Source organism: Orlajensenia leifsoniae (assembly GCF_004570845.1).
GTDB classification, from domain to species: domain Bacteria; phylum Actinomycetota; class Actinomycetes; order Actinomycetales; family Microbacteriaceae; genus Orlajensenia; species Orlajensenia leifsoniae.
Window position 1 is genome coordinate 693803 of sequence record NZ_SPQZ01000001.1, and the last position, 26587, is coordinate 720389.

Sequence of the window (26587 nt, forward strand, 5' to 3'; positions counted from 1 at the left end):
GCACCGGGACCTTCACGATAGCGAGGATGCCTCAGCAGGCTCGATACCCAGAGCAGGGGCCAATTCCGCGCCGAGGTACGGCGTGAGAGTCTGCGCGAAGAGCGCGGTCATGTGATTTCCGTCTCCGTAGACGAGGACGCTTCCCAGGACCGCGGGGCAGCTGTCATCGACGCAGAAGTAGGGAGCGAGGTCGATGACCTCGACCGAGCCGAGCTCCCGAGCCGCCGCCACCTGGGGGTCGGCCACGATGGAGCTCGACATCGACGTGGCGCAGGGAGCCGGATCCGGGTTCTCCATCACGCAGGTCGGGGCGTCGTACACCCCGCCGTTGGCCGGCTGCGGGATGTCGTGGATGGCGATGACCCTGGCTCCGGATGCCTGGATCTCGGTCCAGGCACCGACCATGGCCGAGGCGTCCGCCGCCTGCTGACTCTCGGACTTGGCTCCGCCGCCCACGACGCTGCTCCTGGTCGACACGATCACGGCGTCGTACTGCTCTGCGACGATGGCCCGCAACGCCTTGTCGTTCCACGTCGCGCAGCGCTGCGCGCCGCCGACGGCCGAATCGGGCAGCTTCGCGAGGCCGCATCCGCTGCGCAGATAGGTGTCGAGGTGCCATCCGGAGTCGATCGCGAGGGTCTTCAGCGCGCCGACCCACTGTCCGGCGTGGGAGTCGCCGGCCACCGCGATGCGCAGGGCGCCGGGCGCCTTCGACCCGAACGAGCAGACGAGCACCTCGGTGGAGCCCGTCGACTGCTGGCAGCCGTCGGCCGCGCCATCGTCACGAGCGATGATCGGATCGGGGAGAACGCCCTCGGATGTGGTCGCCGGGGCGCACCCCGATCCCGGGACGGCCGCGGCCGCACCGAAGCACGGCAGTGCGGCGGGGTCGGTGACGGCGCGCAGGGCGGATTCGGACTGCGCGATCCTGGCCTCGCTCTGCGCCCACTGCGCCGCGCCGATGGACGCGACCACGACCATGCCGACCGCCGCCATGGCGAACACGAGCCGCGGCCGCACTGTGGGATTCGGCGTCGCGGTGCCCGACCCCCAGCCGATCGTTCCCGAGCGGAACGGATCCTCGATGTACTTCTTCGAGAGCCACCCGACGAGGAGCGACCCGAAGAGGAGCGCGATCCGGAACGGCGTGTCCAGCGCTCGTTCCAGGATGATCGGCAGCAGCACGATGAGCGGCCAGTGCCAGAGGTAGACCGAGTACGAGATGGCGCCCACAAACTGCACGGGACGCGACCGCATCACCGGGGCGAGGGAGAGCCGGCCGTCGGCGTGGCCGGCGGCGATCACCACCGCCGTACCGACGACGGGGAGAAGGGCGATCCAGCCGGGGAACAGGGAGCCCGAGGTGTAGACCACGGCAGAGACGAGGATCGCGACGAGGCCGGCCCAGGTCGCGGCGATCGACTGCCACGGGCGCAGACTCAGGCGTGCGGCGAAGACCGCCAGCACTCCGCCCACCGCGAATTCCCACATGCGCGTGAAGGTGTTGAAGTAGGCGCTCGGCTGATCCGAGTACGTCGCGATCACCGAGAACACGAGCGACGCGACAGCGATCCCGGCGAGAGTGAGCCCGAGGCGTGTGCGCGCGCTGGCCGCTCGACCCCGAGCGATCAGGAGCCAGGCTGCGGCGATGAGGATCGGCCAGAACAGGTAGAACTGCTCCTCGACCGACAGCGACCAGAAGTGCTGCACCGGGCTCGATTCGACGGACGCGCCGAGATAGTCGACGGAGTTGGCAACGAGGGCCCAGTTCTCGACGTAGAAGGCGCTGGCGACGATCTGCTTGCCGGTGTCGTTCCACAGCGTCTGCGGCGCCCAGAGCAGGGTGGCCACTCCGACGACGGCCAGGACGACGAGCGCCGCCGGGAGCAGGCGCCGGATCCGTCGCACGTAGAAGCCCGTCAGGGTGAAGGACCGCTTGTCCACGACCTCGCGGACGATGTGAGCAGTGATCAGATAACCGGAGATGACGAAGAACACGTCGACGCCGATGTACCCGCCCGGGAGGTAGCCGGGCCAGAGGTGGTACACGACGACGAGCAGGACGGCCACGGTGCGCAACGCCTGGATCTCCGGCAGGAAGCCGGGCGCAGTCCGCGCCGGAGCAGCACTGACGGGGGAATGATCAGTGGTCGGTGCACTCATGTGGCCGTCGCATTCGGGTTGGTCCGGTCGAGTCGCATGCCTCGGCCCTCTCGGGCACATCCACTGTGACACTCTCTCGGTCGGCACACCAGTGGGGTCGCCGGGAGATGTGCGGATAGTCTCATCGCATGCTCAAGCAGATCAAGCGTGCTGCGGCCCGGAGACGACGGGATGCCGAGATGGCCACCCTCGTCCTGGCCGGGAAGATCCCGATCCATGCGGTCCGCGTGGTCGTACTGCGCTGGTGGGGCGCCCGGATCCACGACACGGCCACGATCTCGCACGGCTTCGAGGTTCGTCGCGCGACAGGGCTGTCCATCGGACCACGCTCCTCGATCGGCAACGGAGCGATCCTCGATGCTCGCGGAGGCCTGACTCTCGGCTCGGACGTGAACCTGTCGACGAATGTGCACATCTGGACCGGCCAGCACGATTGGCGGTCGCCGGACTTCGCCTACGAATCCGCTCCGGTCTCGATCGGCGACCGTGCCTGGATCAGCGCCCGGGCCACGATCCTGCCGGGCACGACGATCGGGGAAGGTGCCGTGGTGGCAGCCGGAGCCGTGGTCTCGGGCGATGTCGCACCGTTCACCCTGGTCGGGGGCGTGCCTGCCAAGAAGCTCGGCGACCGCCCGACCGACCTCACCTACCGGTTGCCCGACCGCAGGCTGAAACCCTGGTGGTGGTGATGAAGACGCTGGTTCTCTGGGCCAACGACCTCTCCACCAACCTCGGGGTCAGGGCTCTCGCGGCGGGTACGGCGGCTCTCGTGCAGGGGGCGGTTCCTGAATCGTCCTTCACCTTCCAGAGCTTCGGCCAGCCGAACCGCCATCTCCCGGGTGGACGGGTCACGAGCATCGCCCGAGAGCGCGTGACGGGTCGACTCGGGATGCAGAAGTGGCTCTCGCAGTTCGATCTCGTGGTCGACACCCGCGCCGGGGACAGCTTCGCCGACATCTACGGCGCTCGTCGGCTGGCGGTCATGTCGGCCATGGCCGAGTGCGCACGGCAGGCCGGCGCTGTCGTGGTCATGGGACCGCAGACCATCGGTCCGTTCACGACGGTTCGAGGCCGCGCAACCGGCCGGTTCTCGCTCCACCGGGCCGGCGCGGTGCTGGTGCGCGACAGCGACAGCCTCGACCACGCCAAGAAGCTCGGGCGCTCCGACGCCACGCTCACGACCGATGTGGTCTTCGCCCTTCCCGTTCCCGCCGTACCGAAGACGAGGGACGTCATCCTCAACGTCTCCGGACTGCTGTGGAGAGACAATCCCCACGTCGACGCCGCCGGCTACCGCGCCGTCGTGGCGGGCGTGTACGAGCGCCTCACCTCCTCCGGCCGCACCGTCGCCCTCCTCCCCCACGTGCTGGACTCGACGGATGCCGACAACGACGCTCCCGCCATCCGGGAGTTCGCGGCCGCCCATGCCCCCGACGCCGAGATCCTGTCACCGACGGGCCTCGACGATGTGCGTGCGCTGGTCGCCTCGGCGGAGGTCGTCATCGGGTCGCGCATGCACGCCTGCCTCAACGCCCTCTCGGTCGGCACCCCCGCCGTCCCGTTGGCGTACTCACGCAAGTTCAAGCCGCTCCTGGACGACCTCGGGTGGACGGCCACGGTGGATCTGCGCACGGACGCGGATCCCGCGGCATCCGTCGAGGCCCGTGCCTCCGACGACGGACTCGCCTCGGCCGTCGCGACGACGCTCGATCGGGCACGCGACCGGCTGCTGCCTGCCACCGACGCGATCCGCTCGGCGATCAGCTAGCCCGTGACGCTCGCAGACGAACCACCGCGCCGGAGCCTCGGGCAGGCTGCCGCGCGTGGCGCCGCCGTGACTCTGGGCGGCCAGGGAGGACGGATCGCGATCCAGGTCGCCTCCGTCGTCGTCCTCTCGCGCCTGCTCACCCCGCACGACTACGGCCTTCTCGCCATGGTGCTCACGATCATCGGGATCGGCGAGATCTTCCGCGACTTCGGCCTCTCGTCGGCCGCCATCCAGAGCCCGACGCTGACTCGGGGCCAGCGCGACAACCTGGTGTGGATCAACAGCGGGATCGGACTGGTCCTCACCGCGATCGTGGCCCTGTCCGCTCCCCTCGTCGCCGCGTTCTACGGCGAGCCGGAGCTCGTGGACCTGGTTCGGGTGCTCTCGCTCACGTTCCTCATCAACGGCATCACCACGCAGTATCGAGCAGACCGCAACCGTGCCCTCAAGTTCTCGGTGCTGGCGGCGAGCGACATCCTCGCGGCCGCGGTCGGTCTCGCCGCAGCCATCGCAACCGCTCTGGCCGGCTGGGGGTACTGGGCCCTCGCCGTGCAGCAATTGTCGGGCTGCGTGGTCGGTCTCCTCGTCGTGGTCTCGAGCGCCCGCTGGCTTCCGCGACTCCCGCGCCGCGGGCAATCGATGGGAGGACTGCTCCGTTTCGGCTGGCACATGGTGGGAACTCAGCTCATCGGCTATGTGAGCAACAATGTCGATTCGGTGATCATCGGCTTCCGCTTCGGTGCCGGGCAGCTCGGAATCTACAACCGCGGCTTCCAGTTGCTCATGCAGCCGCTCGGCCAGCTGCGCTCTCCGACGACGCGCGTCGCCCTGCCCGTGCTGTCCCGACTCAGCAACGACAGCAAGCGCTATGCCGCCTTCGTGCTGCGCGGCCAGCAGGCCCTGGGGTACACACTCGTGGCCGGGCTCGGACTCGTGATCGCAACCGCAGACCCGCTCACCGCGATCCTGCTCGGCCCGCAATGGGACGGGGTGACGCCGATCCTCCGCCTGCTCGCCGTCGCCGGAATCTTCCAGACCATCTCCTACGTGGGGTACTGGATCTACATGTCGAAGGGCCTCACAGCGGACCTGTTCCGCTACACCCTCGTGACGTCGGCCATCAAGGTCGTCTGCATCGTCGCCGGGTCGTTCTTCGGGGTGATCGGGGTCGCCGTCGGTTACGCGGTCGCCCCGGCGATCGCGTGGCCGATCTCGCTCGCCTGGCTGTCGCGTCGCACCGTCATTCCGACTCGTCGGCTGTACATGCAGGCACTTCGGATGCTCGCCGTCGTCGCTGCGGGCGCAGCGGCGGGGTGGGGAGTCGCCGTGGCTCTCTCGTCAGTGCCGTCGTTCGTCGCACTGATCGGGGGCATCGTCAGCGTGGTCCTGACCTACGCCATCGCCGCCCTCCTGATCAGGCCGGTACGCCGCGATGTGCTCGATGTGCTCTCGCTCCTCCGCCTGCTGCCGTCCCTCCGGCGGCGGCCTGCTGCGCCTGAATGAGCGCCCGACGCCCCTCAACCGGGGGTGATTCGGCCCGAAAGACTAGGCGCCGACGAACCACCCGGTTTACGATCTGAGAAACTCTCACACCCGAGATCGGTGCGCCCGAACTGCGCCGAACGAGAGGACTCCCAGTGACGATCGACGATTCCAGACCCAGGATCGGCTACGCGGCCGGTGCCTTCGACCTCTTCCACGTCGGCCATCTCAACCTGTTGCGCCATGCGAAGAGCCACTGCGACGTGCTGATCGCAGGCGTGGTCTCCGACGAGATGCTGCTGCGCACCAAAGGATCGCCGCCGATCGTGCCCCTGGCCGAACGCCTGGAGATCGTCAGCCACATCTCGTTCGTCGACGAGGCCCGCGCCGAGGTGCTGCCCGACAAGCTGGAGACCTGGCGTGAGGTCGGCTTCGACGTCTTCTTCAAGGGCGACGACTGGCGAGGGACGGAGAAGGGCCTGCGACTGGAACGCAGATTCGCCGAGGTCGGAGTCGAGATCGTGTACTTCCCGTACACGGTCCACACCTCGAGCACCGTGCTGCGACGGGCACTCGAGATCCTCGATCGAGGCGACGACACCATCGCCAACGAGGCCTGACCGAGCTATCGGATCGGCTGCACCAGATCGAGCAGGACGTCTTTGCGGCCGCGCGCGAAACGCCCGTATGCCCCGGTGGATGCGGCGCGCAGCACCGGGATCGCGCGGCGGAGGCGGTTGACGGGGAAGGCGTTTCTCGCCCGCTCGTGATCGCGTTTCTGCTGCGCGAGGGCCAGGCGAGCCGGTGGCACCCGGTCACCCAGGGATTCGAACCGGGAGACCAGCACCTCGGCGCGAGTGCGCAGACGCTCGTTCCGGGCCGCTCCGGGAGCCAGGAGGAGCGCCATCCGTTCGCGGACCCCCCGCCGGCGCACGCCGGTCTTGTTGGAACTGTGCTGCCGATAGCCGATGGTGGGATCGTCGAGGTAGTCGGTGCCGCCCAGCCCGGCGGCGACGATCCCGAGCCATTCGTCGTAGACCCAACTGCGCGGGAACGGCGTGGCCGACTGGAGAAGCTCCCGCCGGAATGCGGCCGTCGCGCCGGTGACGATGTTCCGACGGATGAGCACGTCCAGCGCCTCACCCGCGCGATAGCGGCCGCGCTCCCACTCGCTCACGGCTTGGGTTGCCGCCAGCCGCGCCCCCATCGACGCCCCGGTCTCGTCGATGAGGTCGGCATCCCCGTGCACGAAGAGCAGGGCGGGCCGTGACTCGAAGGCATCCCGGATGCGCTCGAAGCGATCGGGATAGCTGATGTCATCGTGATCGCACACGACCACGATGTCGGCGGTGCACGCGGCCATCGTACGTTCGATGTTGCCGGCGATGCCGTGGTGCTCGGACGGCAGCAGCGTCCAGACGATCCCTGCGCTCTCCGGCCTCGCGGCAGCCTCGGACCGCACGGTCTCGATCACAGCCCTGGTTCCGTCCGTGGAACCGTCGTCGCCGATCACGATCTCATCGGGTACAACCGACTGGGTGATGAGCGACCGGAGATGATCCCCGACGAAGCGCTCGCTGTTGTACACCCGCATCGCGACGGCCATCGTCAGATGTCGGCCGTGGTGCTGTGCGGTCACTCGCGTGCGTCCTTCGAATCGGGCTCGATCGGCAGCCGACAGGCCGCTCGTGCTCATGATAGGGCTGCCATGGCGACGCGACAAGGGCGTGGCTTCCCGCGGCGACGGCGACGTCGCGGGACCGACCGCTAGCATCGGTCCATGCGCATCAGAGCCACGAGGAGCGATGCCGGCGAGGGCGCGGCGCTCGACAGGGCGATCGCTCGGGTGGTGGCTGAGGGGAATTGCTCGGGGTGCGGGGCATGCACCCTCCTCGACAGTGGACTCACGATGGCACTCGACGAGGACGGCTACAGCCGGCCGACGCGCATCGATGACGGAGTCGCAGCCGCTGGAGCGGTCGACACCCTCCGGCGGGCATGCCCCGGCATCCTCGTGCGCGCGCAGAACCCGAAGGAGTCCCAGCGGCACCCGACGATGGGGCCGGTCGTGCAGGCGTGGTCGGCATGGGCCGCCGACCCCGAGATCCGCCGGAAGGGCAGCAGCGGCGGCACCATCACCGCCTTGGCCGCCTGGCTCGTCGAGACCGGCGAGGCCGCTCAGGTCGTCGGCGCCCAGGCCGAGGCGGGAAGCCCGCGACGGACGGTGAGCGTGAGCATCATGACTCGGGACGAGGCACTCGCTGCCGCCGGATCACGCTATGCCCCGGTCTCGATCGCCGCGAATCCACTGGCGACCCTCGCGGCGTCCGCGGTCGTCGGGAAGCCGTGCGAGGCATCCGCCCTGCGCGCGATGCGCCCACCGGGATCCGCCGACGGGCCCCTGCTCCTGTCCTTCTACTGTGCCGGAACCCCCAGCCAGTCGGCCACGGACTCCCTTGTGACCGCGCTCGGCGTGCAGCCGGGCGGCGCGCTGCGCGACCTCTGGTACCGCGGGAGGGGGTGGCCGGGCCGCTTCACCGCGGTGACGACCGAGGGCACCGAACACTCCGCGTCCTACGACGAATCCTGGGGCGATCACCTCGGACCCACCGTGCAGTGGCGCTGCAAGATCTGCCCCGACGGCATCGGCGAGAGCTCGGACATCACCGCGGCCGACTTCTGGCGATCGGATGACCGCGGCTATCCCGACTTCACCGAGGGCGACGGCATCAGCGCCCTGATCGCCCGCACCACGCGGGGACGCGACGTGGTCGCCCGCGCCATCGCCGCGGGGATCCTCGTCGCTTCTCCCCTGTCGACCGAGGAGCTCGATGCGGTCCAGCCGTTGCAGCGCAAGCGACGCCAGACCCTCGCCGGTCGGCTCGCGGGCGCGCGTGCCGCAGGCATCCGCCCGCCCCGATTCATCGGGTTCGGCCTCCTCGCGTTCGCGGCCGGCCGCCTCGGTCTGGTCGCACGCACGGCCCGGGGCACCTACAGCAGGGTGCGCGCCGACCGCTCCCGATCACGGCGTCCTTGAGGCTGTCGCCGTCAGGCCTCGAGCACCTGGGCACGTCGCGGGGCCGGGTGGCCGTGCACCTCCCGGTGCAGGCGCTCCATCGTCTCGTCGAGCCGGGCGGCCGTCTCGGCGGCCTCGGTCAGGCCGTCGACGAGGTGCTGCGGGACCTGCTTGTCGTACTTGTAGTAGGTCTTGTGCTCGAGGCTCGCCCAGAAATCCATGGCGATGGTGCGGAACTGCACCTCGACGGTGACGGGGACAGGGCCGCCGGAGAGGAAGACCGGTACCTCGAGGATGACGTGCAGGCTGCGGTAGCCGTTCGGCTTCGGGCGGGCGATGTAGTCCTTGATGCTCAGCACGCGGACATCCTGCTGCGCCGTGATCATGTCGACGATGCGGTAGACGTCGGAGACGAAGCTGCAGGTGACACGCACGCCAGCGATATCGGTGATGGACGAGCGGATGGCGTCGAACGAGGGCTCGATGCCCTTGCGGTCGAGCTTCTCGAGAACGCCGTCGGTCGACTTGAGTCGGCAGGAGATGTGCTCGATCGGGTTGTGGTCCTCCTGCTCGCTGAACTCCTCACGCAGGATCGACAGCTTCGTGACGATCTCGTCCATGCCGAACTTGTAGCGCTGCAGGAAGCGACTGAACTCGTCGCGCAGCGCCTTCATCTCGGCGAGGGTGTCGAGGTCGAGTTGCTGGAACAGCTCGCTGGTTCGCGGGGTGAGCAGTGGCCGCGTGAGTGCGGTCAGCCTGGGCTTGTCATCGGGGATCGTGTCCACACCTCGACGCTACGCACCGCTCCTCTGCGATCCGTGTGAATCGACCATGAGAGAGCGCAGTCGGCGTCAGAGCTTCGAGTCGCTGACCGAGAAGGTGTCGCAGGCCGCAGCCCCGCCGTCGTAACCGGCCTGGAACCACTTCTGGCGCTGCTCACTCGAACCGTGGGTCCAGGCCTCGGGGTTCACATCCCCGCCGGACTGCTGTTGGATGCGGTCGTCGCCGATGGACGCTGCGGCGTTCAGCGCATCCGCGATCTCAGCAGGCGTGACCGGCTTCAGCAGCGGCACGTCCGAAGCGGCCGTCGGCTGCGTCGACGCTGCCGCGACCCAGGCACCGGCGTAGCAGTCGGCCTGCAGTTCGACCCGAACGCTGCCGGATGCCGCCCCGGTCGTGCCGTCCTGTGATGCCGAGATCGCGCCCGTGAGGTTCTGGATGTGGTGACCCCACTCGTGGGCGATCACGTACATCTCCGAGAGCGGTCCACCCGACGCGCCGAAGCGGCTGCGCAGCTCGTCGTAGAAGGTCGTGTCGAGATAGATGAGCTGGTCGGGCGGGCAGTAGAACGGTCCGACGGCGCTCGTCGCGTTGCCGCATCCGGTCGCCACACCCTCGGAGAACAGCTTGACGTTCGTCGTGGCATACGTCGCACCCAGCGCCGGCGCCTCCTCGGCCCAGTAGGCATCGAGTGACTCGGCAGCACCCTCGAGGCGGCACTCGATGCCCGCATTGGCGTCGGCGCCAGTCTCGCAGTTGGTGATGACCTCGTCGCTGGACGAGTCGACGGCCCCTCCGCCACCGCCGGCTCCCACGAGGCCGGAGAGGTCGACCCCGAGGAGCTGACCGATGAGGACGATGGCGATCACGCCGATGCCTCCACCCACACCGATGCCCACATTGCGGCCACGCTTGGATACCTTGCCGCCACCGATCTTGGCGTTGTCGTCGAACGTCATCCCGACAACCTATCGGGCCTGCGGTCCCCCGGGTGACGGCTTGACAGCGACCGGTTCGGACCGATCGAGGACCGTGCGAGTGTCGACCCACGACGCCACTGGCACCGTGAACACCCCGCGCACCCCGCGCAGCCAGTGATACAGCGCCAGCGACAGCAGGATGGCGACGACGGTCAGCACGATCGGCATCACGGCGGCGAGCAGCGAGGGGACCTCGACGCCGGTGGCCACGATGACGGAGGCGACAGCGACCATCGGGAACGTGTGCACGAGATAGATCGGAAGGGTCCTCGTTCCGAGGTGGCGCACGAAGTCGAGTGGGGGGATCCGTGAGATCACCACCGCCACCGTGATGCCGACGCAGACGGCGATGATGCTCAGCGCGAACAGGACGAACGGCGCGCGGATGAGTCCGGCTTTCACCACCAGGGCGAGGAGGGCTCCGTAGATCACGATGACCGCGACCGCGTGCCACCACCGGGTTCTCGGAGCCACCGAACGCACCCACGAGCCGAGCTGCAGGGCGAGCAGGAAGAAGAACAGGTAGCGCCCCATCTTGTCCCAGGCCGTGGCCGTGTGGAGGTATCCGGAACTGAACAGCACCGACACCACCGCCGACAGCACGAGAGGAAGCCACCGCGGCCACGAGCGGGTCAGCCAGGCGATGGTGAAGAAGAGGGGAAGCGCATAGATGAACCAGAGATTGGCGTTGGGGATGACGAAGAGGTTCACGATGCCCCACCAGTGCCCCTCGTCGGCGACCTCGGTGATGGGAGGGAGGGCGATGGCGAAGAGGTGCTGCGCGGCACTCCAGACCACGTAGAGGTACAGCAGCAGGACCAGGCGGCGTCGGAAGAGGCCTCTGTACGTGAGGGTGACCGCTCGCGCCCCGACGATCCCCGACATGAAGAAGAACAGCGGCATCCGGAAGGTGTCGAGCAGCGGGTTGAGGGTGGTCAACGGACCGACCACGCCGGCGAGTCCGAGGTACATCGTGCTGTGGAAGAGCACGACCAAGGTGATCGCGATTCCCTTGGCGACATCGATCCACGGCTCGCGATTCACTGGCGCGAGCGCTGTCGGCGCTGACGCTGGAGCCGGGATGTCGTCGGTCACTCGGGTGTGCCTCTCGCCGTACTGCTCGGGAACGTCAGGGGTCCGCCGAGTGGTCTCAGGATAGGGCGGCCCCAGTCAGTCGGCAAGGGTGGTGGGGCCCGCCGTCTCTCGTCGCGCTGCGCTCCGGCCGGGAGTCAGGAACCGGGGCAGGGTGAACACGCCCGGCACATCGCGCAACAGCCTGTGGACGCCGAGCGCGATCGCTATCGCCAAGGCGCAGAGCACGACCGGCAGGGTCATGGCGACCGGGGTCGGGACGCTCACGCCCGTCGCCACGATCAGGGCGCCGACGGCGAGAAGCGGGAAGGCGTGCACGACGTAGATCGGCAGGGTGCGGGTGCCGAGGTGGCGCACGACGTCGAAGAACGGCATCCGGCTCATGATGACGGCCAGAGCGACACCGACAGCCACGGCGAGCAGGCTCAGGACGAAGAGCACGAGGGGAACGCCCCGGATGCCGGTGGCGAAGGTGAGCCCCGTGAGGCCGAGGTAGAAGACGGCGAGCACTGCGGCATGCCACCAGCGGATGCTGGGCGCCAGGCGCCGCACCGTGCCGCCGATGCGCAACGCGAGCAGGAAGAAGAACAGGTAGCGGCCCATCTTGTCCCACGCGGTGTCGGTCTCGAGGATGCCGGAACTGAACAGCACCGACACCACGGCGGTGAGCGCCAGCGGCACGAGCGCCGGCCACGAGCGGGTGAGCCAGGCGATCGTGAAGAACAGGGGCAGCGCGTACAGGAACCAGAGGTTCTCGTTCGGGATGACGGCGAGCGTGATGAAGCTCCACAGGGGGCTCGGCTCCGGTTCGAGCGAGGTGGGGGGCAGCAGGGCCAGGAAGACCTGCTGCAGCGCGACCCACACGGCGTAGAGGTAGACGAGCAGCGCCAGGCGACGGTGGAACAGCGCCCTGTAGCCGAGGGCGACCGCGCGCGCCCCGAGCACTCCCGACATGAAGAAGAACAGGGGCATCCGGAACGTCTCGAGCATCGGGTTGGCTCGGGCGCCGGGCACGTCGACGCCGGCGAGACCGAGGTACATCGTCGCGTGATACAGCACCACGAGCACGATGGCGATGCCCTTGGCCGTGTCGATCCAGCGTTCGCGCACGACGGGAGCGAGCGCGACGGACGCAGCCGTCACCGCCCCCGTTCGGGTGTCCTCATTCGCGGTCATCCCTGCAGGCTAGGGCGCTCTGAGGGGATGGCGAGGAAACGTCACCTGACGTTTACACGCACGAAGCGGTCGGTCAGCCGGCGAAGCGGTCCGTCGCCTCGATGAGGGCGTCGCGGACGCCGGGCTCGTCGAACGCGTGACCGGCATCCGGGATCATCCTGAAGTCGGCCTGCGGCCACGCCTTGTGGAGGTCCCACGCCGTCATCGGCGGGGTGCAGGCGTCGTAGCGTCCCTGCACGATGACCGCCGGGATGTCGTGCAGCTTCACGGAGTCGCGGATGAGCTGCCCCTCCTCCCACCAGCCGCCGTTCATGAAGTAGTGGTTCTCGATGCGTGCGAAGGCCACCGCGTAGTCGGGTTCGGTGAACCGCGCGATGGTCTCCTCCTGCGGCAGGAGCGTGATGGTGGAGGACTCCCAGCGCGACCAGGCGATCGCCGCCGGGCGATGCACCTCCGGGTCGGGGTCGTTGAGCAGCCGGCTGTACGCGGCGATGAGGTGGCTCCGCTCGGCCTCGGGCACCGGGGCGATGAAGCCCTCCCACAGGTCGGGGAAGAGAGCGGCCGCGCCGCCCTCGTAGAACCAGTCGAGCTCGATGCGGCGGAGCGTGAAGATGCCCCGCAGGATGATCTCCGTCACCCGCTCCGGATGCGTCTCGGCGTAGGCGAGGGCGAGGGAGCTGCCCCAGGATCCGCCGAGCACCTGCCAGCGGTCGATGCCGAGGTGCTCGCGCAGCCTCTCGATGTCGGCGACGAGGTGCCAGGTGGTGTTGGTGCTGAGGTCGGCATCCGGCGCGCTCACGTGCGGGGTGCTCCTCCCGCAGCCGCGCTGGTCGAGCAGCACGATGCGGTACTTCTCGGGGTCGAACAGCCGGCGCTGGGTCGGGCTGGTGCCGGCGCCTGGACCGCCGTGCAGGAACACCACGGGCTTGCCGTCGGGGTTGCCCGAGGTCTCCCAGTACATCTGCTGGCCGTCGCCGACGTCGAGCATGCCGGAGTCGTACGGTTCGATCTCGGGGTAGAAGTCGCGCATCAGGCAACGATAGGCGAAGACGGCGGGCGCGCGTAGGGTCGAGGCATGGCCAACTCACTCGCGACAGTGACCATCACCGGCGCCGGCGGACAGATCGGCTACGCGCTGCTGTTCCGCATCGCGTCGGGCCAGCTGCTCGGGCCCGACACCGCGGTCCGGCTGCGACTGCTCGAGATCCCGCAGGGCCTGCGATCGGCCGAGGGCGCTGCGCTCGAACTGCAGGACTCCGCGTTCCCCCTGCTGCAATCGGTCGACGTGACGGATGATGCAGCCAGCGCCTTCGACGGAGCCAACGTCGGGCTGCTCGTGGGATCGCGACCCCGCGGCCCCGGCATGGAGCGCGGCGACCTGCTCGCGGCGAACGGCGCCATCTTCGCCCCGCAGGGTGCTGCGATCAACGCGGGCGCCGCGGACGACGTCCGCATCGTCGTCGTCGGCAACCCGGCGAACACCAACGCCTCCATCGCGAGCGCCCACGCGCCCGACGTGCCCTGTGAGCGTTTCACCGCCCTCACCAGGCTCGACCACAACAGGGCACTCGGGCAGCTCTCGGAGGCGCTCCACACCCCGGTGTCCCAACTGCGAGACGTGAGCATCTGGGGCAACCACTCGGCGACGCAGTTCCCCGACATCGCCCACGCGACAGCGGGCGGGCGTCCCGTGGTCGAGCTGCTCGAGGAGCAGTTGGGGGCGGATGCCGCTCGCGAATGGATCCGCGACGTGTTCATCCCGCGGGTGGCCAAGCGTGGAGCCGAGATCATCGAGGTGCGCGGTTCGTCATCCGTCGCCTCGGCCGCCAACGCCACCATCGACCACGTCTCCGACTGGGTGAGCGGGACGACGCACGGATGGACCTCGGCAGCGCTGCCGTCCGACGGCTCGTATGGCGTGCCGGAGGGACTCGTGTCGTCGTTCCCCGTGGAATCGATCGACGGGCAGTGGCGCATCGTGCAGGGCCTCGAGCTGGATGCGTTCGCGCGCGAACGCATCGACGCCTCGGTGGCCGAACTCATCGAGGAGCGCGAGGCCGTACGGACGCTCGGGCTGCTGGGCTGACACGGCGCGCGACACCGCGTTCGCTGGTTACGCTGGAGCCATGGCCCAGCGACCCGCACAACGACCAGCTCCCGAACCCGAGCGCGCCTCGCGACGCTCCCAGGTGATCATCGGCGTGATCGTCGGACTCATCGTCGGCCTCGTGATCAGCCTGATCAGCGGGTTCTGGCTCTGGCTGGCTGCGGGTGCCGCGGTGGGCCTGGCGTTCGGCTCGTTCATCAAGCCGCCGGTGAAGTAGGGCACTCACCGGTCGCTGAGGCCCGGCCGCAGGCCGCGGCCGACGCGCGGTACGGCCGAGCGCTTCGAACGCGGACTTCGTCCGGTTCTCAGCGAGCGGTCTATGAGGGGTTCTGCACTCAGCGCTTCTTGGCCTTGAGCGTCTTCTCGTCGATCGGAGCCTTGCCCGAGGCGCGGAGATCCGCGTAGTACGCGCGGGCCTCGTCCTGGCGCTCCTGCTCGGCACCGCTCGCGATCGACGCGCGCAGGTGCTCCGGCTTGTAGCCGAAGGCGTCGACGAGGTCGAGGGCGTGCGGACGCAGCCGCGAGATGAGGCGGTCGACGTAGGCCGTGACGGCCTGGGCGCGCTTGGCCGAGAGGCGCCCATTGATGAGGTACCAGGCCAGGTGCTTCTCGACCAGACCGAGGCCGAAGAGGTCGCGCAGCCAGGTGAGCACCTCCTTGGTGCCTGCATCCGTCGTCTTCTCGAGAGCACGCGTGAACGCCTCCCACTGCAGCAGTTCGCCGTGGGCGCGTGCAGCCTCGATGAGTTCGTTCTGCTGCGAGTTGAACAGGTCGGCTGCAGCCTGCTTGCTGAGCTTGCGGCTGTCTCGGAGGCGTCCGCCGATCCCGGCGATCATCGTCTCGACGCGGTCGGTGAGCAGCTCCCGCTGCGTCACGGGGTTGCGCAGCTCGGAGACCGAGCGCGCCGTCGAACCGAAGTCCGCGACGGTCTGGGCCAGACGGCGCAGCCCGGTGCCGTGATAGGCCCTGTCGACGCCCTGCTCGACGACGTAGCGCGCGAGGGCACCGGCATCCGCCGAGGCGAACTTCTTCGAGTAATCGGTGAGCAGGCGCTTGGCGACGAGCTGGAGCAGCACGTTGTTGTCGCCCTCGAAGGTGACGTAGACGTCGAGGTCGGCTCGCAGCCCGACGAAGCGGTTCTCGGCGAGGAAGCCCGAGCCTCCGCAGGCCTCGCGAGCCTCCTGGATGGTGTCGAGGGCCGCCCAGGTCGACAGCGGCTTGAGGGCCGCGGCGAGGGTCTCGAGGTCCTGCCGGTCGTCGTCGGTGTCGGCCTTGCCGGAGAAGACCGAGTCGAACTTCACCAGGAACTCGTCGTGCGCGAAGGTCTGCGCGTAGGTCGTGGCGATACGCGGGATCAGGCGACGCTGGTGGCGCTGGTAGTCGAGCAGCACCTCCTCGTCGGTGTCGCTGGCGGCGTTGAACTGGCGGCGCTGGGTGGCGTACGTCACGGCGATCTTGAGAGCCATGGCCGAGGCCTGGGTTGCGGCACCGTCGAGCGACACCCGGCCCTGCACGAGGGTGCCGAGCATGGTGAAGAAGCGGCGACCCGGGCTGGCGATGGTGCTCGTGTAGGTGCCGTCCTCGGCGACGTCGCCGTAGCGGTTCAGCAGGTTGGTGCGCGGCACCCGCACGTTCGTGAAGTGGAGGCGACCGTTGTCGATGCCGTTCAGGCCGCCCTTGAGACCGTCATCCTCGCCGCCGATACCCTTCAGGAAACCGCCCTTGGAGTTGCGGATGGGCACGTAGAAGGCGTGCACGCCGTGGTTGACACCCCGCGTGATGAGCTGGGCGAAGACGACGGCTGCCGTGCCGTGCTTGGCGGCGTTGCCGAGGTAGTCTTTCCACGCCCCGCGGAACGGGGTGTTGATGACGAACTGCTGCTTCTTCTCGTCGTAGGTCGCCGTGGTTCCGATGGAGGCGACGTCGGATCCGTGGCCGGTCTCGGTCATGGCGAAGGCGCCGGGCACCTTCAACGTCATGGTGTCGGGCAGGAAGGTGAGGTGGTGGTACTCGGTGCCGAGGTGCAGGATGGCGGCCGAGAACAGTCCCCACTGCACTCCCGACTTGATCTGCAGGCTCGGGTCGGCGGTGACCAGCTCCTCGAATCCGGCGATGTTGCCGCCGTGGTCGTCCATGCCGCCGACGGCACTCGGAAACGCCCGGTGCACGCCGCCATGCTCGACGAGCAGGTTCAGCTGCCCCATGACCCTCTCGCGATGCTCCTCCATCGACTGACCGTCGATGCGCTGCATCTCGGGGCGAGCAGTGAGCTCCCGCGAGGCGAGGCGCACGTCGGCCCACGTGCCGAGCAGCTGCCGGCCGAGCTTCTCGAGGTCGATCCGAGGTGCACCCGGCTGGCCGGGCACGGTGATGGGTCCGGTGTCGACGGTCGGACGGATGACCTCGTCGACGTTCTCGTGGTCGGTCGGGCGAACGGCAGTGTCAACCATCGTGGTCCTCACATCTCGCAGTAGGGGTGTGTCCCCACGGTACGAGCGTGATCGGAGCAGGCGAAACTCTGCGTGGCTGGGCCACAAACGGGGAACGGATGCTGGCGCACGGCGTTGGCGGCATCCGACAAAGACAGCTCCCGGGCTGGGTGAAAGACCACAAGGGGGCGACCCCCGAGCGGGAGGTTCCCGATGGTCAGCCGCGGAAGAACGCCGCGGCCCGGCCCGTCCAGAGCAGCAGGATGATGACCAGGGCGATGAAGGCCGTGACGAGGGCGCCGATGAACTGCGAGGGTGCGGCGATCATCACGAAGAGCGCACCGATGAGGGTGACGACCTCGAACGCCGTGACGACCACCCGCGCGCCGTTGCTGCCGCGGAGGAGCCCTCGGGCGATGACGATGATGATGATGCCCACGAGGATGTAGAGGATGGCCGAGGTGATGAGCGCCCCGCTGCTCCCGAAATCGAGGACGATGGCCGGGTCGTGCTGGTTGAACAGCAGGAGGATGCCGACGACGATGTCGAAGACTCCCTGGATCCACGCCAGAACGGCGATGAACGTGACTCCTCCGGGGCGGCTGACCGTCAGGCTCATGGGGCTCCTCATGTCTCAAGTGACTTTCAGGCTAGTGGCGTCAGTGGTCCTCACGGAAGTAATCGTTCGCCGGCCTGGTGAAGAGCAGGACGATCACGATGACCGATGCCGCGATGCCGACCCATGACCCGAAGAACACCGAGGGGAGCAGCAGGGCGGGCACCAACGCGGCGAGGATCGAGATCCCGTGGGCGCCCGTCGCCACGATGCGCGCGGTGTTCTTGGCGCTCAGCAGTCCGCCACCGGCGAAGAACAGGATCGCGCCGAAGAGCAGGGCGACGATGGCCGAGGTGAACAGCTGGGCCGCTCCCCCGAACTCGAGCACCACGACGCTCACACCGGACTGCGCGAGCAGCACGACGCCGATGACGATGTCGATGACGCCCGCGAGCCAGGTGAGGGCACCGGCGACGGTCACCACTGCGGGTCTGCGGTAGGCCATGGGGTGAGTGTAGCGATGGCGGCCGAAGGCCCGCGGAACTGCAGATGTTCGCGCAGGCCCTCGGCTTCGGCGGCGACTTCGTCGCTGCCTCTGCCAGCGGGAGGCGTCCCCCGGCTACGCGCTCCGCTGGTAGGCGCGGAAGGCGCGGGTGGCGATCCAGGTGAGCACCACCGTGAACGCGGCGAGCATGCCGAGGTTGCTCCACACGCTCGCCCAGTCGGGGTTCGCCTGCAGCGCCTCGCGGCCTGCGACGACGGCCCATTCGAACGGGTTCCAGGCTGCGGCATCCGCCACCCAGTCCGCCGACAGGCTGGTGTCCATCAGGGCGGAGCTCAGGAACATCAGCGGGATGGTGATGAGCTGCGACAGACCGATGAGCACGGTCTGGTTGCGTGCGAGCAGCGCCGCCGCGTTCGACAGCGCCGAGAACGACGCCGTGAGCAGCATGGCTGCCAGCATCATGATCAGGATGCCGCCGAGCCCGCCATCGAAGCGCGCACCGCACAGCCAGGCGACGCCCAGGACGATGAGGGTCTGCACCACGGTGAGGATGGCCTGGTAGACGAGCGTGGCCGTCATCAGCGCACCGCGGTTGGTCGGCGACGTGAGGAGGCGGTCCATCACGCCGCGGTCCATGTCCTCGATGTAACTGGTGCCGGCCCAGGCACTGCCGAACAGCGCCATCATCATGACGATTCCGGGCGTGAGGAACTCGAGGTAGCTCGAACCTCCAGCGAAGCCCGGGATCTCGACGACCGACTGGAAGAGCTGCCCGAACAGCAGCAGCCAGATGAGCGGCTGAACGACATTCATGACGAGGAAGGCCGGGATGCGCACCGCGGCACGCAGGTGGCGGAGCGTCAGGTAGCCGGTGTGGGCGAAGAAGCCGGCACCGGCGGGGCGGGCGTAGCTGGCGGGCCGTGTCGGCTGCGCGGGGGCGGTCAGGGTGCTCATGATGCGCTCGTCTCGAGGCTGGTGGCGGCATCCGTCGCCCGACGCGCGAAGCGGTCCTGGGCGGCGGCGAAGGAGTGCCCGGTGTGGGCGAGGTAGACGTCGTCGAGGCTGGGCCTGGCGACAGTGGCCGATGCGACCCGCAGGCCCTCGGCGTCGAGCACGGCGAGCGCGAGCGGGAGGGCTGCTCCGCCATCGTCGGCTCGGGCACGCACGATGCGACCGGCTTCGACAGTCACCTCGCGCAGTTCCGGGACGCGGCCGATGGCGGCGAGCGCATCGGTCAGAGCCTCCGAGTCGCGCAGCTCGAGCACGACGGCGTCACCGCGGAGCCCGCTCTTCAACTGCTCCGGGGTGCCTTCGGCGACGATGCGGCCGTGAGCGACGATGGCGAGGCGGTCGGCCAGGCGGTCGGCCTCCTCGAGGTAATGCGTCGTGAGCAGCACCGTCATGCGGTCGCTCCGCGACATCCGTTCGATCTCAGCCCACATCTCGGCGCGCGCCTCGGGGTCGAGACCCGTGGTGGGCTCGTCGAGGAACAGCACCTCGGGGCTGTGCATCAGGCCGATGGCCACGTCGAGCTTGCGGGCCATGCCGCCGGAGTAGGTCTTCACCTGCCTCGTGGCTGCTGTCGTGAGGGAGAAGCGGTCGAGCAGTTCGTCGGCGCGGGTGTGCGCCGCCTTCGTGCCCATGCCCTGCAGCTGTCCGGCGAGCACGAGGTTCTCGATGCCGGTGTCCATCGGGTCGGACACCTGCTTCTGGGCCACGAAGCCGATGGCCCGTCGCACCTGCTCAGGATGCCGCCGCACGTCGATACCGGCGACGAAGGCGTCACCGGAGTCGGGGTGCGAGAGCGTCGAGAGGATCTTGACCGTCGTCGACTTGCCGGCGCCGTTCGGCCCGAGCAGGCCGAAGACCGTGCCGGCCTCGGCTCGGAAGGTGAGCCCGTCGAGGGCTCGGAGAGCGGGCTTGCCGCGCCCCTGGGAGTAGGTCTTGACGAGGTCGACGGCTTCCAATGCCGACCCTGGTGTTGCTGCAGCCATGCTGCGCTCCTTCGTTCTCGATGTGGGTTCGAGTCGTCTCAGGGCGCGCGGGTATTCTGGCAGCGCGCACTGAGCTGGTTCATGTCGGCTTCACGCCGTTCGACTCTGTTGCGAGGCGGTTCGGATGTTCCAGCATCCGGACCGCCGTTCCTTCGTGGGTCAGGCCATGGGCCGCTCCAGCGCCGGCATCGTCAGCTCTTCCGGGAACCGAACAGCATCTGGGCGAGCACGAGCATCATGACGACCAAGCCGCCGAGCAGGGCGAGCCACGACCACAGCCAGCCGATCGTGAAGCCGAGCACGATGAAGGCGGCGAAGGCGACGATCCAGATGACGGCCGTGTAGATGCCGAAACGGGCGGCGGACTCCGGCTCCTCCTCGAAGCGGTTGCCCACGCTCATCTCGCGCTGCGCCTGGCGCAGCCAGGCCTTGTGGCGATTGGTCTGCGTTGCCCCCAGGAAGGAGAACAGCACGATGCCGGCGATCAGGACGACGGCCGCGATCGCGATGCCCCAGGGCTGGACGGCCCCGAGAGCCATGAGGGCGCCGAAGCCCAGGCCGGCGACGGTGAGGAAGCTGGCGAGGGCGTAGCCCGCGCCTCGGCGCCGGGGCATGGGGTGGTTCGTGGTCGTCTCCTGCACCAGCGAGTCGCCGACGATCCAGCCGATGGCGGCGGCTCCGATGCCGATCATCAGGATCGTGACGCCCACCGGCAGCCCGAGCACGCCTGCGGCCGCAAGACCGGCGACGGTCAGCGCCGCGAGAGCGACGAGGGCGGCCGTCACGACGCGCACGACGAACGCCGGCTTCGGGCGCACTCGCGCCGAGAGGTAGGCGGCGTTCTGGTTCCAGGGCGAGGCACCTCGTGCGCCGGCCGGGGTGGCCGCATCGGGCAGGGTTGCCGAGGCGGCCTCGGCGGCGAGCTCCCGCACGTCGCCCAGTTCGTCGATCGCCTGGCGGGCGGCATCCGTGGTGCTGCTCCCGGAAGCCTCGAGGTCGGCGACGCGGGCGATGAGATTGGCACGCACCTCCTCCTTGAGGTCCTGTGCGTCCGGGGTCATGTCGACGCCGGCGAAGGCTTCGTCGAGCAGTCTGTGGAGATCGGCGCCCGAGCGGCGAGGCGTGTTGTCAGTCATTCTTCGTGTCCTTCACGTCGAGAAGCGAGTCGATGACGCGGCGGGTGGCGACCCAGGCCGCGACGTTGCCGCGGAAGATCGCCCGGCCGGCGTCGGTGATGCGGTAGTACTTGCGGCGACCACCCTGGGTCTCGTCGCCCCAATAGGACTCGACCAGGCCGTCCTTCTCGAGTCGGCGGTAGGTGGCGTAGAGAGTCGCCTCCTTGATCTCGTGCTCACCGCCGGTCGCGTCGCGGATCGCCTTGAAGATCTCGAACCCGTAGCTGTCGCTACGACGGAGGAGTCCGAGCACGATCGTGTCGGTATGACCGCGCAGGAGGTCGGCGGCGAATGCGCCGGAGGAGGTTCCGGCCTCGCCCGCCGCCCCCGATGCGGCATCAGTTGTCTTCATCACGTCAAGTACTGTATCACATACAGTACTTGTTCTGATCCCCAAGTTCGGACTGAAGGGCGCAGTAGTTTGTGGGGATGGAATCGCCAGACGTCACAGTTCGAGCCGCGACGATCGCCGACGCCGACGCCGTGTGGCCGATGGCGCGGGACTTCGCGACGACGTTCCGGCCGGAGGAGGCCGCCTATCGGGCGACATTCCCCCTGTTGCTCGAGGATCCGGATGCCCTGTTGATCGTCGCGGAGGCCGAGGGGCGGCTCGTCGGTTACCTGCTCGCGGATGCGCATCGCACGTTCCTGGCGAACGGGCCCGTGGCCTGGGTCGAGGAGGTCAAGGTCACGATGCGGCGCTCGGGCGTCGGATCGGCCCTGATGGCCGCGGCCGAGACGTGGGCGCGGGATGTGGTGGGAGCGCCGTACCTGGCGCTCGCGAGCCGGCGGGCCGGGGACTTCTATGCGGCGCTCGGCTACGAGGAGTCGGCGGTGTTCTGGCGGAGGATGCTCAGCGATTGACGACGGCGATGAGGCCCTCGCCATAGGCCTCGAGCTTTTTCTCGCCGATTCCGGAGATGCCGTCGAGGTCGCCGATCGACTGCGGCCGAGCCTGCGCGACAGCACGCAGGGTGGCGTCGCCGAACACGATGTAGGCGGGAACGCCCTGCTCCTTGGCCTGAGCCGCACGCCAGGCGCGCAATGCCTCGAACAGCTCGACGTCGGCCGGGCTGAGGTCGGCGAGGGCCGCTGACGACTTCGCCGAGCGACCGGACGACCGGCTGGCGGATCGCTCGGGCTCGGTGCGGAGCGCGACGTTGCGGGCGCCGGAGAGCACCTCGGCCGAGGCATCCGTCAGCGAGAGGGTTCCGTATTCGCCGACAGCGGCCAGCAGGCCCTGCGCCAGGAGCTGGCGGGCCACTCCCCGCCACTGCTGGTCGCTCAGGTCGGCTCCGATGCCCCAGGTGGCGAGGCGCTCGTGACCCCACTGCTCGGTGCGCGGCGTGGTCTTGCCGCGGAGGATGTCGACGATCTGGCCGGCGCCGAAGGACTGGTTGCGCTCGCGCTTCAGCCGAACGATGGTCGAGAGCATCTTCTGGGCCGGCACCGTGCCGTCCCACGAGACGGGTGGGTTGAGGCAGGTGTCGCAGTTGCCGCACGCTGTGCTCGGCTGACCGAAGTAGCTCAGCAGGTTGACGCGTCGGCACTCTACGGTCTCGCACAGGGCGAGCATGGCGTCGAGGTGCGCCGACTGGCGACGGCGGTGCGCGATGTCGCCCGGCGACTGGTCGATCATGCGGCGCTGCTGCACGACGTCCTGCAGTCCGTAGGCGAGCCAGGCCGTCGACGGCTCACCGTCGCGGCCGGCACGCCCCGTCTCCTGGTAGTAGCCCTCGACGGACTTGGGCAGGTCGATGTGGGCGACGAACCGCACGTCGGGCTTGTCGATGCCCATGCCGAAGGCGATGGTGGCGACGACGATCACGCCCTCCTCGCGCAGGAAGCGCGACTGGGTGCGCATCCGCAGGCCGGCGTCGAGACCGGCGTGGTAGGCGAGGGCGTTCAGTCCGTTGGCACGGAGGAACTCCGCCGTCTTCTCCGTCGTCGCGCGCGAGAGGGCGTAGACGATGCCGGCGTCGTTCGGGTGCTCCGTGCGGATGAAGTCGAGCAGTTGCTTGCGCGGCTCGTTCTTCGACACGATGCGGTACTGGATGTTGGGCCGGTCGAAGCTGGAGACGAAGTGCCGAGCACTCTCGAGGTGCAGCCTGTCGGCGATCTCGCGGTGCGTGGCCTCGGTGGCCGTTGCGGTCAGGGCGATGCGCGGCACATCGGGCCAGCGCTCGGCGAGGTCGCCGAGGGAGAGGTAGTCGGGCCGGAAGTCGTGCCCCCACTGCGACACGCAGTGCGCCTCGTCGATGGCGAACAGGGCGATGGTGCCGCGCTCGAGGAAGCGCTTCGACGCCTCGCTGTTGAGGCGCTCGGGAGCGATGTAGAGCAGGTCGAGTTCGCCTTCGACGTAGGCGCGCTCGACGCGGGCACGCTCCCCGGCGTCCTGCGTGGAGTTGAGGTAGGCGGCCCGGACGCCGACGGCGAGGAGGGCGTCGACCTGGTCGTGCATCAGGGCGATGAGCGGCGATATGACGATGCCGGTGCCCTCACACAGCAGCGCGGGGATCTGGTAGCAGAGGCTCTTGCCACCCCCTGTCGGCATGAGCACGATGGCGTCGCCGCCGGCCGCGACCTGGCCGATGATCTCGCCCTGCTCGCCGCGGAACGACTCGTAGCCGAACACCGTGTGCAGGGCCTCGGCGGCCGTCGCGAAACGGGGCGGAGCGGCTCGGGCGACGAGGGTCGCCGTGCTGCCGGATGCCGCCGGGCGGGCGAACGACGCCGTCTGGGCGAGCTCGGCGTCGGTCGGGGGAAGCCAGCCGTCTTCGGGCGGCGCCCAGTCATCGAGGGGAGGCGGAGCGTCGTCGAACGGGAACCCGTCGAAGCCCTCGTCGGGGTCGGGGATCTGGTTCCGTTCGGCGTTCCAACTCACCCGGCGATTCTATGCGGCGGGGCTGACGGTGAAGGCTGGGTGCGGGTGGGGTGGGGACGGATCGCCGCTCCCCCAAGCGCCGGTCGAGTAGCCCGCGAGCGAAGCGAGCAGGCGTATCGAGACCACTCTCAGGGCACTCGGGAGGCGCCGGGGTGGGAGTGATCTCGATACGTGTCCGACTGCGTCGGGCACCACTCGATCAGCGGGGGGATCAGCGGGCGCCCGGGTCCTCCTTCGGGGCCGTCGCCTCGTAGGCCTCGGCGTCCGACGGGGCATCGGGGTTGCGGCGGCGGAGCACCAGGAGCGTGACGACGACGGCGAGCACGACCACCGCGAGGGCGCCGGCGATCCAGAGCAGGTCGCCGAGCGATGAGGCCGAGGTGGCTGCGGCATCCGTCGTCGAATCGTCCGATCCGTCACCGCTCTCGGCAGCCGGAGCCTCGGCCTCTGCGGTCGCGCACATCGGTGCAGTGGCGCTGCCCTCGGCCAGCTCGGTGCCGTCGGCCGGCGCCCACTCGAACTCGTACTCCCCCGACACAGGATGCCCGTCGGTGGAGACGACCTGCCAGGTCACCGTGTAGGTGCCCGGCTGCCCGAGCTGCGCGTCGGTCTCGATGGTGGCGTCGACGATCCGGGAGCATCCGTCGCCGTAGAACCTCGGATCCGATGCCGGACCCGACACCTCGATCGCCGAGCCGTTGCCGAAGGACAGCAGGTTGTCGTTGGTCGTGAGCGAGACCGTGCCCGGCTGCTCGGTGACGGTGCTGTTCTCGGCCGGGGTGGAGCTGACGGGGTAGTTGTGCGCCGAGGCCGGCCCGGCCGCGCCGAGCACTGAGGCCGCGAGAACCGCGACCCCCGCACCGACGAGGCCGAGCCGGCGACGAAGTCCGGAGGACATGAGCTCTACTTCCCGGCCGGAGCGCGGCGACGCGACACGACGGCGATGACCACGCCGACGGCTCCGACGACGAGCCCGAGCACACCGAGCACCCGGGCGAGCACGTCGACCTCTGCGGCATCCGTCGTCGACGAGGCGTCGTCGTGGTCGGTGGACGCGGCGGCGTCATCCGAGTCGCTGTGACCATGGGCGTCACCCGCGGCCTCGGTCACCGTGATGGCGGGTGCCGGATGCTCCGGCTCGGCCTCGCCGTCGACGGTCTTCTCGTTCCACAGGGTCGAGCCGACCTCGCAGGTCTGCGTGACGGGGAACTCGAGCGTGTCGCCGGCAGCATCCTCGGGGAGCTGCAGCGAGAGCGCGAAGGTGTCGCGGTAGCCATCGGCCAGCGGAGTCTTGGCCGTGTAGACGACCTGACCGACACGCTCGGTGAGCTCGTTGCCGTGGGCATCGGTGACGGGCGGGTCGAGGGTGATGGTGCTCTTCTCGACGGTCCAGCCCTGGTTCACGGTCGGCGTGACCGAGGGGATGGACTCGGGGATGTCGATGGCGACCGCCGTGGTCGACGATCCGTCGCAGCCGTGGGGCACGGCGAAGGTGAGCACAGTGTAGGAGCCTGCGGCCGTGCTGTCGGGCGTGACGCCGACGTGAGCACTGGCTGCGAGAGGGGAGGCGAGGGCGAAGAGGAGGCCGGCGCCGAGAGCCGAGGCTGCGAGGGCGGTCGTGCGGGTGGTGGTCTTCATGATCGTTGGTCGTCCTTGTATCGATGGGCACCGTGGACGCGCGCGGGCGTCTGGAGAGTTGTTCGGTGCCGAGGGAGGAATGGTTCGAAAGAGCAGCGCTACGCGAAGGCGAGCGCGGTCGAACGGGGCGGCCCTCGATGCCGCATCGACGAGAGCACGACCAGGAGATCGCGCGGGAGGAGGACGACGGCGCGAGCGGTCACGCGAACGTGCACGACCGGCGACAGACGCGGGCCGCTCTCGATGAGCACGGCGATGAGCCGGCCGGTGACGCGCGCGACGGTCAGCAGCGCCCGCTCTCCGCGGTGCAGGACGGCGATGGTGACGACGGCCGCGAGCGCGTGGGCCAGGATCATCGACGTGCCGGGGTGGGAGGAGTGGCCGGCGTGTTCCAGCGCTCCGGCCGCCCCGCTCGTGCCGAGCTGCAGCAGGTGCGCCGAGGCGTCGTGGTGTGCTGCCGGGTTCGTGGTTACCTGTAGCGAGCTGCCGCTCACGGCGAACAGGGTGTGGAACGCGAGCTGGCTGAGGACCACGGATGCCGCCAGCCGCCCGAGCGACAGGGTGTGTCCGGCCAGCGCCACGCACACCATGGCGGCGAACGCGAAGGCGATGACGGCGCCGACGCCGAGCGGAACCTGGGCGCCGGCGCCTCCGCCGATGGAGTGCGAGAGTCCGGCGAGCAGGGTGGCGACAGCGGCGGCGGTCAGTCCGCGCGCAGTCCGGGCACCCCGCTGGCTCATGGGGTCAATTCTACGAGGAGCGGCGGATGCCGGGAGGACGGCCAACCCCCGGACTCGTCGCCCGCGGCGAAGAGGGCGAACGAGAGCGGCCCCTCACCGCGA

26 protein-coding genes are annotated in these 26587 nt (G+C 69.1%); 8 read left to right on the forward strand and 18 right to left on the reverse strand.

Annotation, left to right across the window (positions count from 1 at the left end; genetic code table 11):
• Positions 1-12: 12 nt before the first annotated feature.
• Positions 13-2163: an acyltransferase family protein gene (locus E4M00_RS03410; protein WP_167756808.1), complete on the reverse strand. Its 2151-nt coding sequence runs from the start codon at positions 2161-2163 to the stop codon at positions 13-15.
• Positions 2164-2291: 128 nt separating this feature from the next.
• Here E4M00_RS03410 and E4M00_RS03415 point away from each other — a divergent pair, with 128 nt between their 5' ends.
• The 4 genes from E4M00_RS03415 (at position 2292) to E4M00_RS03430 (ending at position 6033) form a co-directional block, all read left to right on the forward strand.
• A complete protein-coding gene (locus E4M00_RS03415; protein ID WP_204772957.1) occupies positions 2292-2852 on the forward strand; it encodes an acyltransferase in 561 nt (186 codons plus the stop codon).
• Positions 2852-3931: a polysaccharide pyruvyl transferase family protein gene (locus E4M00_RS03420; protein WP_240036834.1), complete on the forward strand. Its 1080-nt coding sequence runs from the start codon at positions 2852-2854 to the stop codon at positions 3929-3931. Before E4M00_RS03415 ends, E4M00_RS03420 begins: the two co-directional genes overlap by 1 nt.
• Positions 3932-3934: 3 nt before the next feature.
• Positions 3935-5434, forward strand: a complete 1500-nt coding sequence (locus tag E4M00_RS03425) for a lipopolysaccharide biosynthesis protein (protein ID WP_135119069.1) — start codon at positions 3935-3937, stop codon at positions 5432-5434.
• A gap of 134 nt (positions 5435-5568) precedes the next feature.
• The gene (locus E4M00_RS03430; protein ID WP_240036810.1) at positions 5569-6033 is read left to right on the forward strand and encodes an FAD synthase family protein; all 465 of its coding nucleotides are present in this window, start codon (positions 5569-5571) and stop codon (positions 6031-6033) included.
• 5 nt (positions 6034-6038) lie between these two features.
• Here the strand turns inward: E4M00_RS03430 and E4M00_RS03435 are convergent, their stop codons facing one another.
• A complete protein-coding gene (locus E4M00_RS03435; protein ID WP_167756809.1) occupies positions 6039-7052 on the reverse strand; it encodes a glycosyltransferase in 1014 nt (337 codons plus the stop codon).
• 141 nt (positions 7053-7193) lie between these two features.
• Here E4M00_RS03435 and E4M00_RS03440 point away from each other — a divergent pair, with 141 nt between their 5' ends.
• Complete coding sequence (locus tag E4M00_RS03440) at positions 7194-8450, forward strand: Coenzyme F420 hydrogenase/dehydrogenase, beta subunit C-terminal domain (RefSeq protein WP_135119071.1); 1257 nt, start codon at positions 7194-7196, stop codon at positions 8448-8450.
• 11 nt (positions 8451-8461) lie between these two features.
• Here the strand turns inward: E4M00_RS03440 and E4M00_RS03445 are convergent, their stop codons facing one another.
• The 5 genes from E4M00_RS03445 to pip all read right to left on the reverse strand — a co-directional run bounded on the left by E4M00_RS03445 (position 8462) and on the right by pip (position 13487).
• A complete protein-coding gene (locus E4M00_RS03445; protein WP_135119223.1) occupies positions 8462-9103 on the reverse strand; it encodes a GTP pyrophosphokinase in 642 nt (213 codons plus the stop codon).
• A 177-nt stretch (positions 9104-9280) separates the two neighbouring features.
• Positions 9281-10168 (reverse strand): KPN_02809 family neutral zinc metallopeptidase, encoded by an 888-nt coding sequence (ypfJ, locus tag E4M00_RS03450; protein WP_135119072.1) that lies wholly within the window; start codon positions 10166-10168, stop codon positions 9281-9283.
• Positions 10169-10177: 9 nt separating this feature from the next.
• On the reverse strand, positions 10178-11284 hold the full coding sequence (locus tag E4M00_RS03455; RefSeq protein ID WP_167756810.1) for an acyltransferase family protein: 1107 nt from the start codon (positions 11282-11284) through the stop codon (positions 10178-10180).
• 75 nt (positions 11285-11359) lie between these two features.
• Complete coding sequence (locus tag E4M00_RS03460) at positions 11360-12457, reverse strand: acyltransferase family protein (protein WP_135119074.1); 1098 nt, start codon at positions 12455-12457, stop codon at positions 11360-11362.
• Positions 12458-12530: 73 nt separating this feature from the next.
• Entirely contained in the window at positions 12531-13487 is a 957-nt protein-coding gene (gene pip / locus E4M00_RS03465; RefSeq protein WP_135119075.1) for a prolyl aminopeptidase, read from the reverse strand.
• Between the two features lie 45 nt (positions 13488-13532).
• Between pip and E4M00_RS03470 the strand changes: the two genes are divergently transcribed.
• Positions 13533-14543, forward strand: a complete 1011-nt coding sequence (locus tag E4M00_RS03470) for a malate dehydrogenase (protein ID WP_135119076.1) — start codon at positions 13533-13535, stop codon at positions 14541-14543.
• A 40-nt stretch (positions 14544-14583) separates the two neighbouring features.
• Positions 14584-14781, forward strand: a complete 198-nt coding sequence (locus E4M00_RS03475; RefSeq protein ID WP_055821738.1) for a hypothetical protein — start codon at positions 14584-14586, stop codon at positions 14779-14781.
• Between the two features lie 118 nt (positions 14782-14899).
• Here E4M00_RS03475 and E4M00_RS03480 read toward each other — a convergent pair whose 3' ends face one another.
• The 7 genes from E4M00_RS03480 to E4M00_RS03510 all read right to left on the reverse strand — a co-directional run bounded on the left by E4M00_RS03480 (position 14900) and on the right by E4M00_RS03510 (position 21575).
• Complete coding sequence (locus E4M00_RS03480; protein ID WP_135119077.1) at positions 14900-17014, reverse strand: acyl-CoA dehydrogenase family protein; 2115 nt, start codon at positions 17012-17014, stop codon at positions 14900-14902.
• A gap of 196 nt (positions 17015-17210) precedes the next feature.
• Entirely contained in the window at positions 17211-17612 is a 402-nt protein-coding gene (locus E4M00_RS03485; RefSeq protein WP_135119078.1) for a DUF7144 family membrane protein, read from the reverse strand.
• Positions 17613-17652: 40 nt separating this feature from the next.
• The gene (locus E4M00_RS03490; RefSeq protein ID WP_135119079.1) at positions 17653-18054 is read right to left on the reverse strand and encodes a DUF7144 family membrane protein; all 402 of its coding nucleotides are present in this window, start codon (positions 18052-18054) and stop codon (positions 17653-17655) included.
• Between the two features lie 114 nt (positions 18055-18168).
• Positions 18169-19008, reverse strand: coding sequence for an ABC transporter permease (locus tag E4M00_RS03495; RefSeq protein ID WP_135119080.1), 840 nt, complete (start codon positions 19006-19008; stop codon positions 18169-18171).
• Positions 19005-20048, reverse strand: a complete 1044-nt coding sequence (locus tag E4M00_RS03500) for an ATP-binding cassette domain-containing protein (RefSeq protein WP_135119081.1) — start codon at positions 20046-20048, stop codon at positions 19005-19007. The genes E4M00_RS03495 and E4M00_RS03500 overlap by 4 nt, the downstream gene beginning before the upstream one ends.
• Positions 20049-20239: 191 nt before the next feature.
• Complete coding sequence (locus tag E4M00_RS03505; protein ID WP_135119082.1) at positions 20240-21184, reverse strand: permease prefix domain 1-containing protein; 945 nt, start codon at positions 21182-21184, stop codon at positions 20240-20242.
• On the reverse strand, positions 21177-21575 hold the full coding sequence (locus E4M00_RS03510) for a PadR family transcriptional regulator (protein WP_135119224.1): 399 nt from the start codon (positions 21573-21575) through the stop codon (positions 21177-21179). Before E4M00_RS03510 ends, E4M00_RS03505 begins: the two co-directional genes overlap by 8 nt.
• A 77-nt stretch (positions 21576-21652) precedes the next feature.
• On the opposite strand from E4M00_RS03510, the gene E4M00_RS03515 reads away from it, so the two are divergent.
• Complete coding sequence (locus tag E4M00_RS03515; protein WP_135119083.1) at positions 21653-22087, forward strand: GNAT family N-acetyltransferase; 435 nt, start codon at positions 21653-21655, stop codon at positions 22085-22087.
• Here E4M00_RS03515 and recQ read toward each other — a convergent pair.
• From recQ to E4M00_RS03535, 4 genes are all read right to left on the reverse strand, one after another.
• The gene (gene recQ, locus E4M00_RS03520; RefSeq protein WP_167756811.1) at positions 22077-24107 is read right to left on the reverse strand and encodes a DNA helicase RecQ; all 2031 of its coding nucleotides are present in this window, start codon (positions 24105-24107) and stop codon (positions 22077-22079) included. The genes E4M00_RS03515 and recQ overlap by 11 nt on opposite strands.
• Positions 24108-24318: 211 nt before the next feature.
• A complete protein-coding gene (locus E4M00_RS03525) occupies positions 24319-25005 on the reverse strand; it encodes a copper resistance CopC family protein (protein WP_135119084.1) in 687 nt (228 codons plus the stop codon).
• 5 nt (positions 25006-25010) lie between these two features.
• The gene (locus E4M00_RS03530) at positions 25011-25745 is read right to left on the reverse strand and encodes a YcnI family copper-binding membrane protein (protein WP_135119085.1); all 735 of its coding nucleotides are present in this window, start codon (positions 25743-25745) and stop codon (positions 25011-25013) included.
• A 98-nt stretch (positions 25746-25843) separates the two neighbouring features.
• Positions 25844-26485, reverse strand: a complete 642-nt coding sequence (locus tag E4M00_RS03535) for a hypothetical protein (RefSeq protein WP_135119086.1) — start codon at positions 26483-26485, stop codon at positions 25844-25846.
• Between the last annotated feature and the right edge of the window lie 102 nt (positions 26486-26587).

Bases quoted from the DNA above. Each gene is read 5' to 3' on its own strand.
- E4M00_RS03535 (WP_135119086.1), bottom strand. From the start codon at position 26,485: ATGAGCCAGCGGGGTGCCCGGACTGCGCGCGGACTGACCGCCGCCGCT.
- E4M00_RS03475 (WP_055821738.1), top strand. From the start codon at position 14,584: ATGGCCCAGCGACCCGCACAACGACCAGCTCCCGAACCCGAGCGCGCC.
- E4M00_RS03420 (WP_240036834.1), top strand. From the start codon at position 2,852: ATGAAGACGCTGGTTCTCTGGGCCAACGACCTCTCCACCAACCTCGGG.
- E4M00_RS03410 (WP_167756808.1), bottom strand. From the start codon at position 2,163: ATGAGTGCACCGACCACTGATCATTCCCCCGTCAGTGCTGCTCCGGCG.
- E4M00_RS03445 (WP_135119223.1), bottom strand. From the start codon at position 9,103: ATGAAGGCGCTGCGCGACGAGTTCAGTCGCTTCCTGCAGCGCTACAAG.
- E4M00_RS03505 (WP_135119082.1), bottom strand. From the start codon at position 21,184: ATGACTGACAACACGCCTCGCCGCTCGGGCGCCGATCTCCACAGACTG.
- E4M00_RS03500 (WP_135119081.1), bottom strand. From the start codon at position 20,048: ATGGCTGCAGCAACACCAGGGTCGGCATTGGAAGCCGTCGACCTCGTC.
- E4M00_RS03510 (WP_135119224.1), bottom strand. From the start codon at position 21,575: ATGAAGACAACTGATGCCGCATCGGGGGCGGCGGGCGAGGCCGGAACC.
- E4M00_RS03480 (WP_135119077.1), bottom strand. From the start codon at position 17,014: ATGGTTGACACTGCCGTTCGCCCGACCGACCACGAGAACGTCGACGAG.
- E4M00_RS03525 (WP_135119084.1), bottom strand. From the start codon at position 25,005: ATGTCCTCCGGACTTCGTCGCCGGCTCGGCCTCGTCGGTGCGGGGGTC.
- E4M00_RS03460 (WP_135119074.1), bottom strand. From the start codon at position 12,457: ATGACCGCGAATGAGGACACCCGAACGGGGGCGGTGACGGCTGCGTCC.
- pip (WP_135119075.1), bottom strand. From the start codon at position 13,487: ATGCGCGACTTCTACCCCGAGATCGAACCGTACGACTCCGGCATGCTC.
- ypfJ (WP_135119072.1), bottom strand. From the start codon at position 10,168: ATGACGTTCGACGACAACGCCAAGATCGGTGGCGGCAAGGTATCCAAG.
- E4M00_RS03490 (WP_135119079.1), bottom strand. From the start codon at position 18,054: ATGGCCTACCGCAGACCCGCAGTGGTGACCGTCGCCGGTGCCCTCACC.
- E4M00_RS03440 (WP_135119071.1), top strand. From the start codon at position 7,194: ATGCGCATCAGAGCCACGAGGAGCGATGCCGGCGAGGGCGCGGCGCTC.
- E4M00_RS03415 (WP_204772957.1), top strand. From the start codon at position 2,292: ATGCTCAAGCAGATCAAGCGTGCTGCGGCCCGGAGACGACGGGATGCC.
- E4M00_RS03515 (WP_135119083.1), top strand. From the start codon at position 21,653: ATGGAATCGCCAGACGTCACAGTTCGAGCCGCGACGATCGCCGACGCC.
- E4M00_RS03470 (WP_135119076.1), top strand. From the start codon at position 13,533: ATGGCCAACTCACTCGCGACAGTGACCATCACCGGCGCCGGCGGACAG.
- E4M00_RS03530 (WP_135119085.1), bottom strand. From the start codon at position 25,745: ATGAAGACCACCACCCGCACGACCGCCCTCGCAGCCTCGGCTCTCGGC.
- E4M00_RS03485 (WP_135119078.1), bottom strand. From the start codon at position 17,612: ATGAGCCTGACGGTCAGCCGCCCCGGAGGAGTCACGTTCATCGCCGTT.
- E4M00_RS03495 (WP_135119080.1), bottom strand. From the start codon at position 19,008: ATGAGCACCCTGACCGCCCCCGCGCAGCCGACACGGCCCGCCAGCTAC.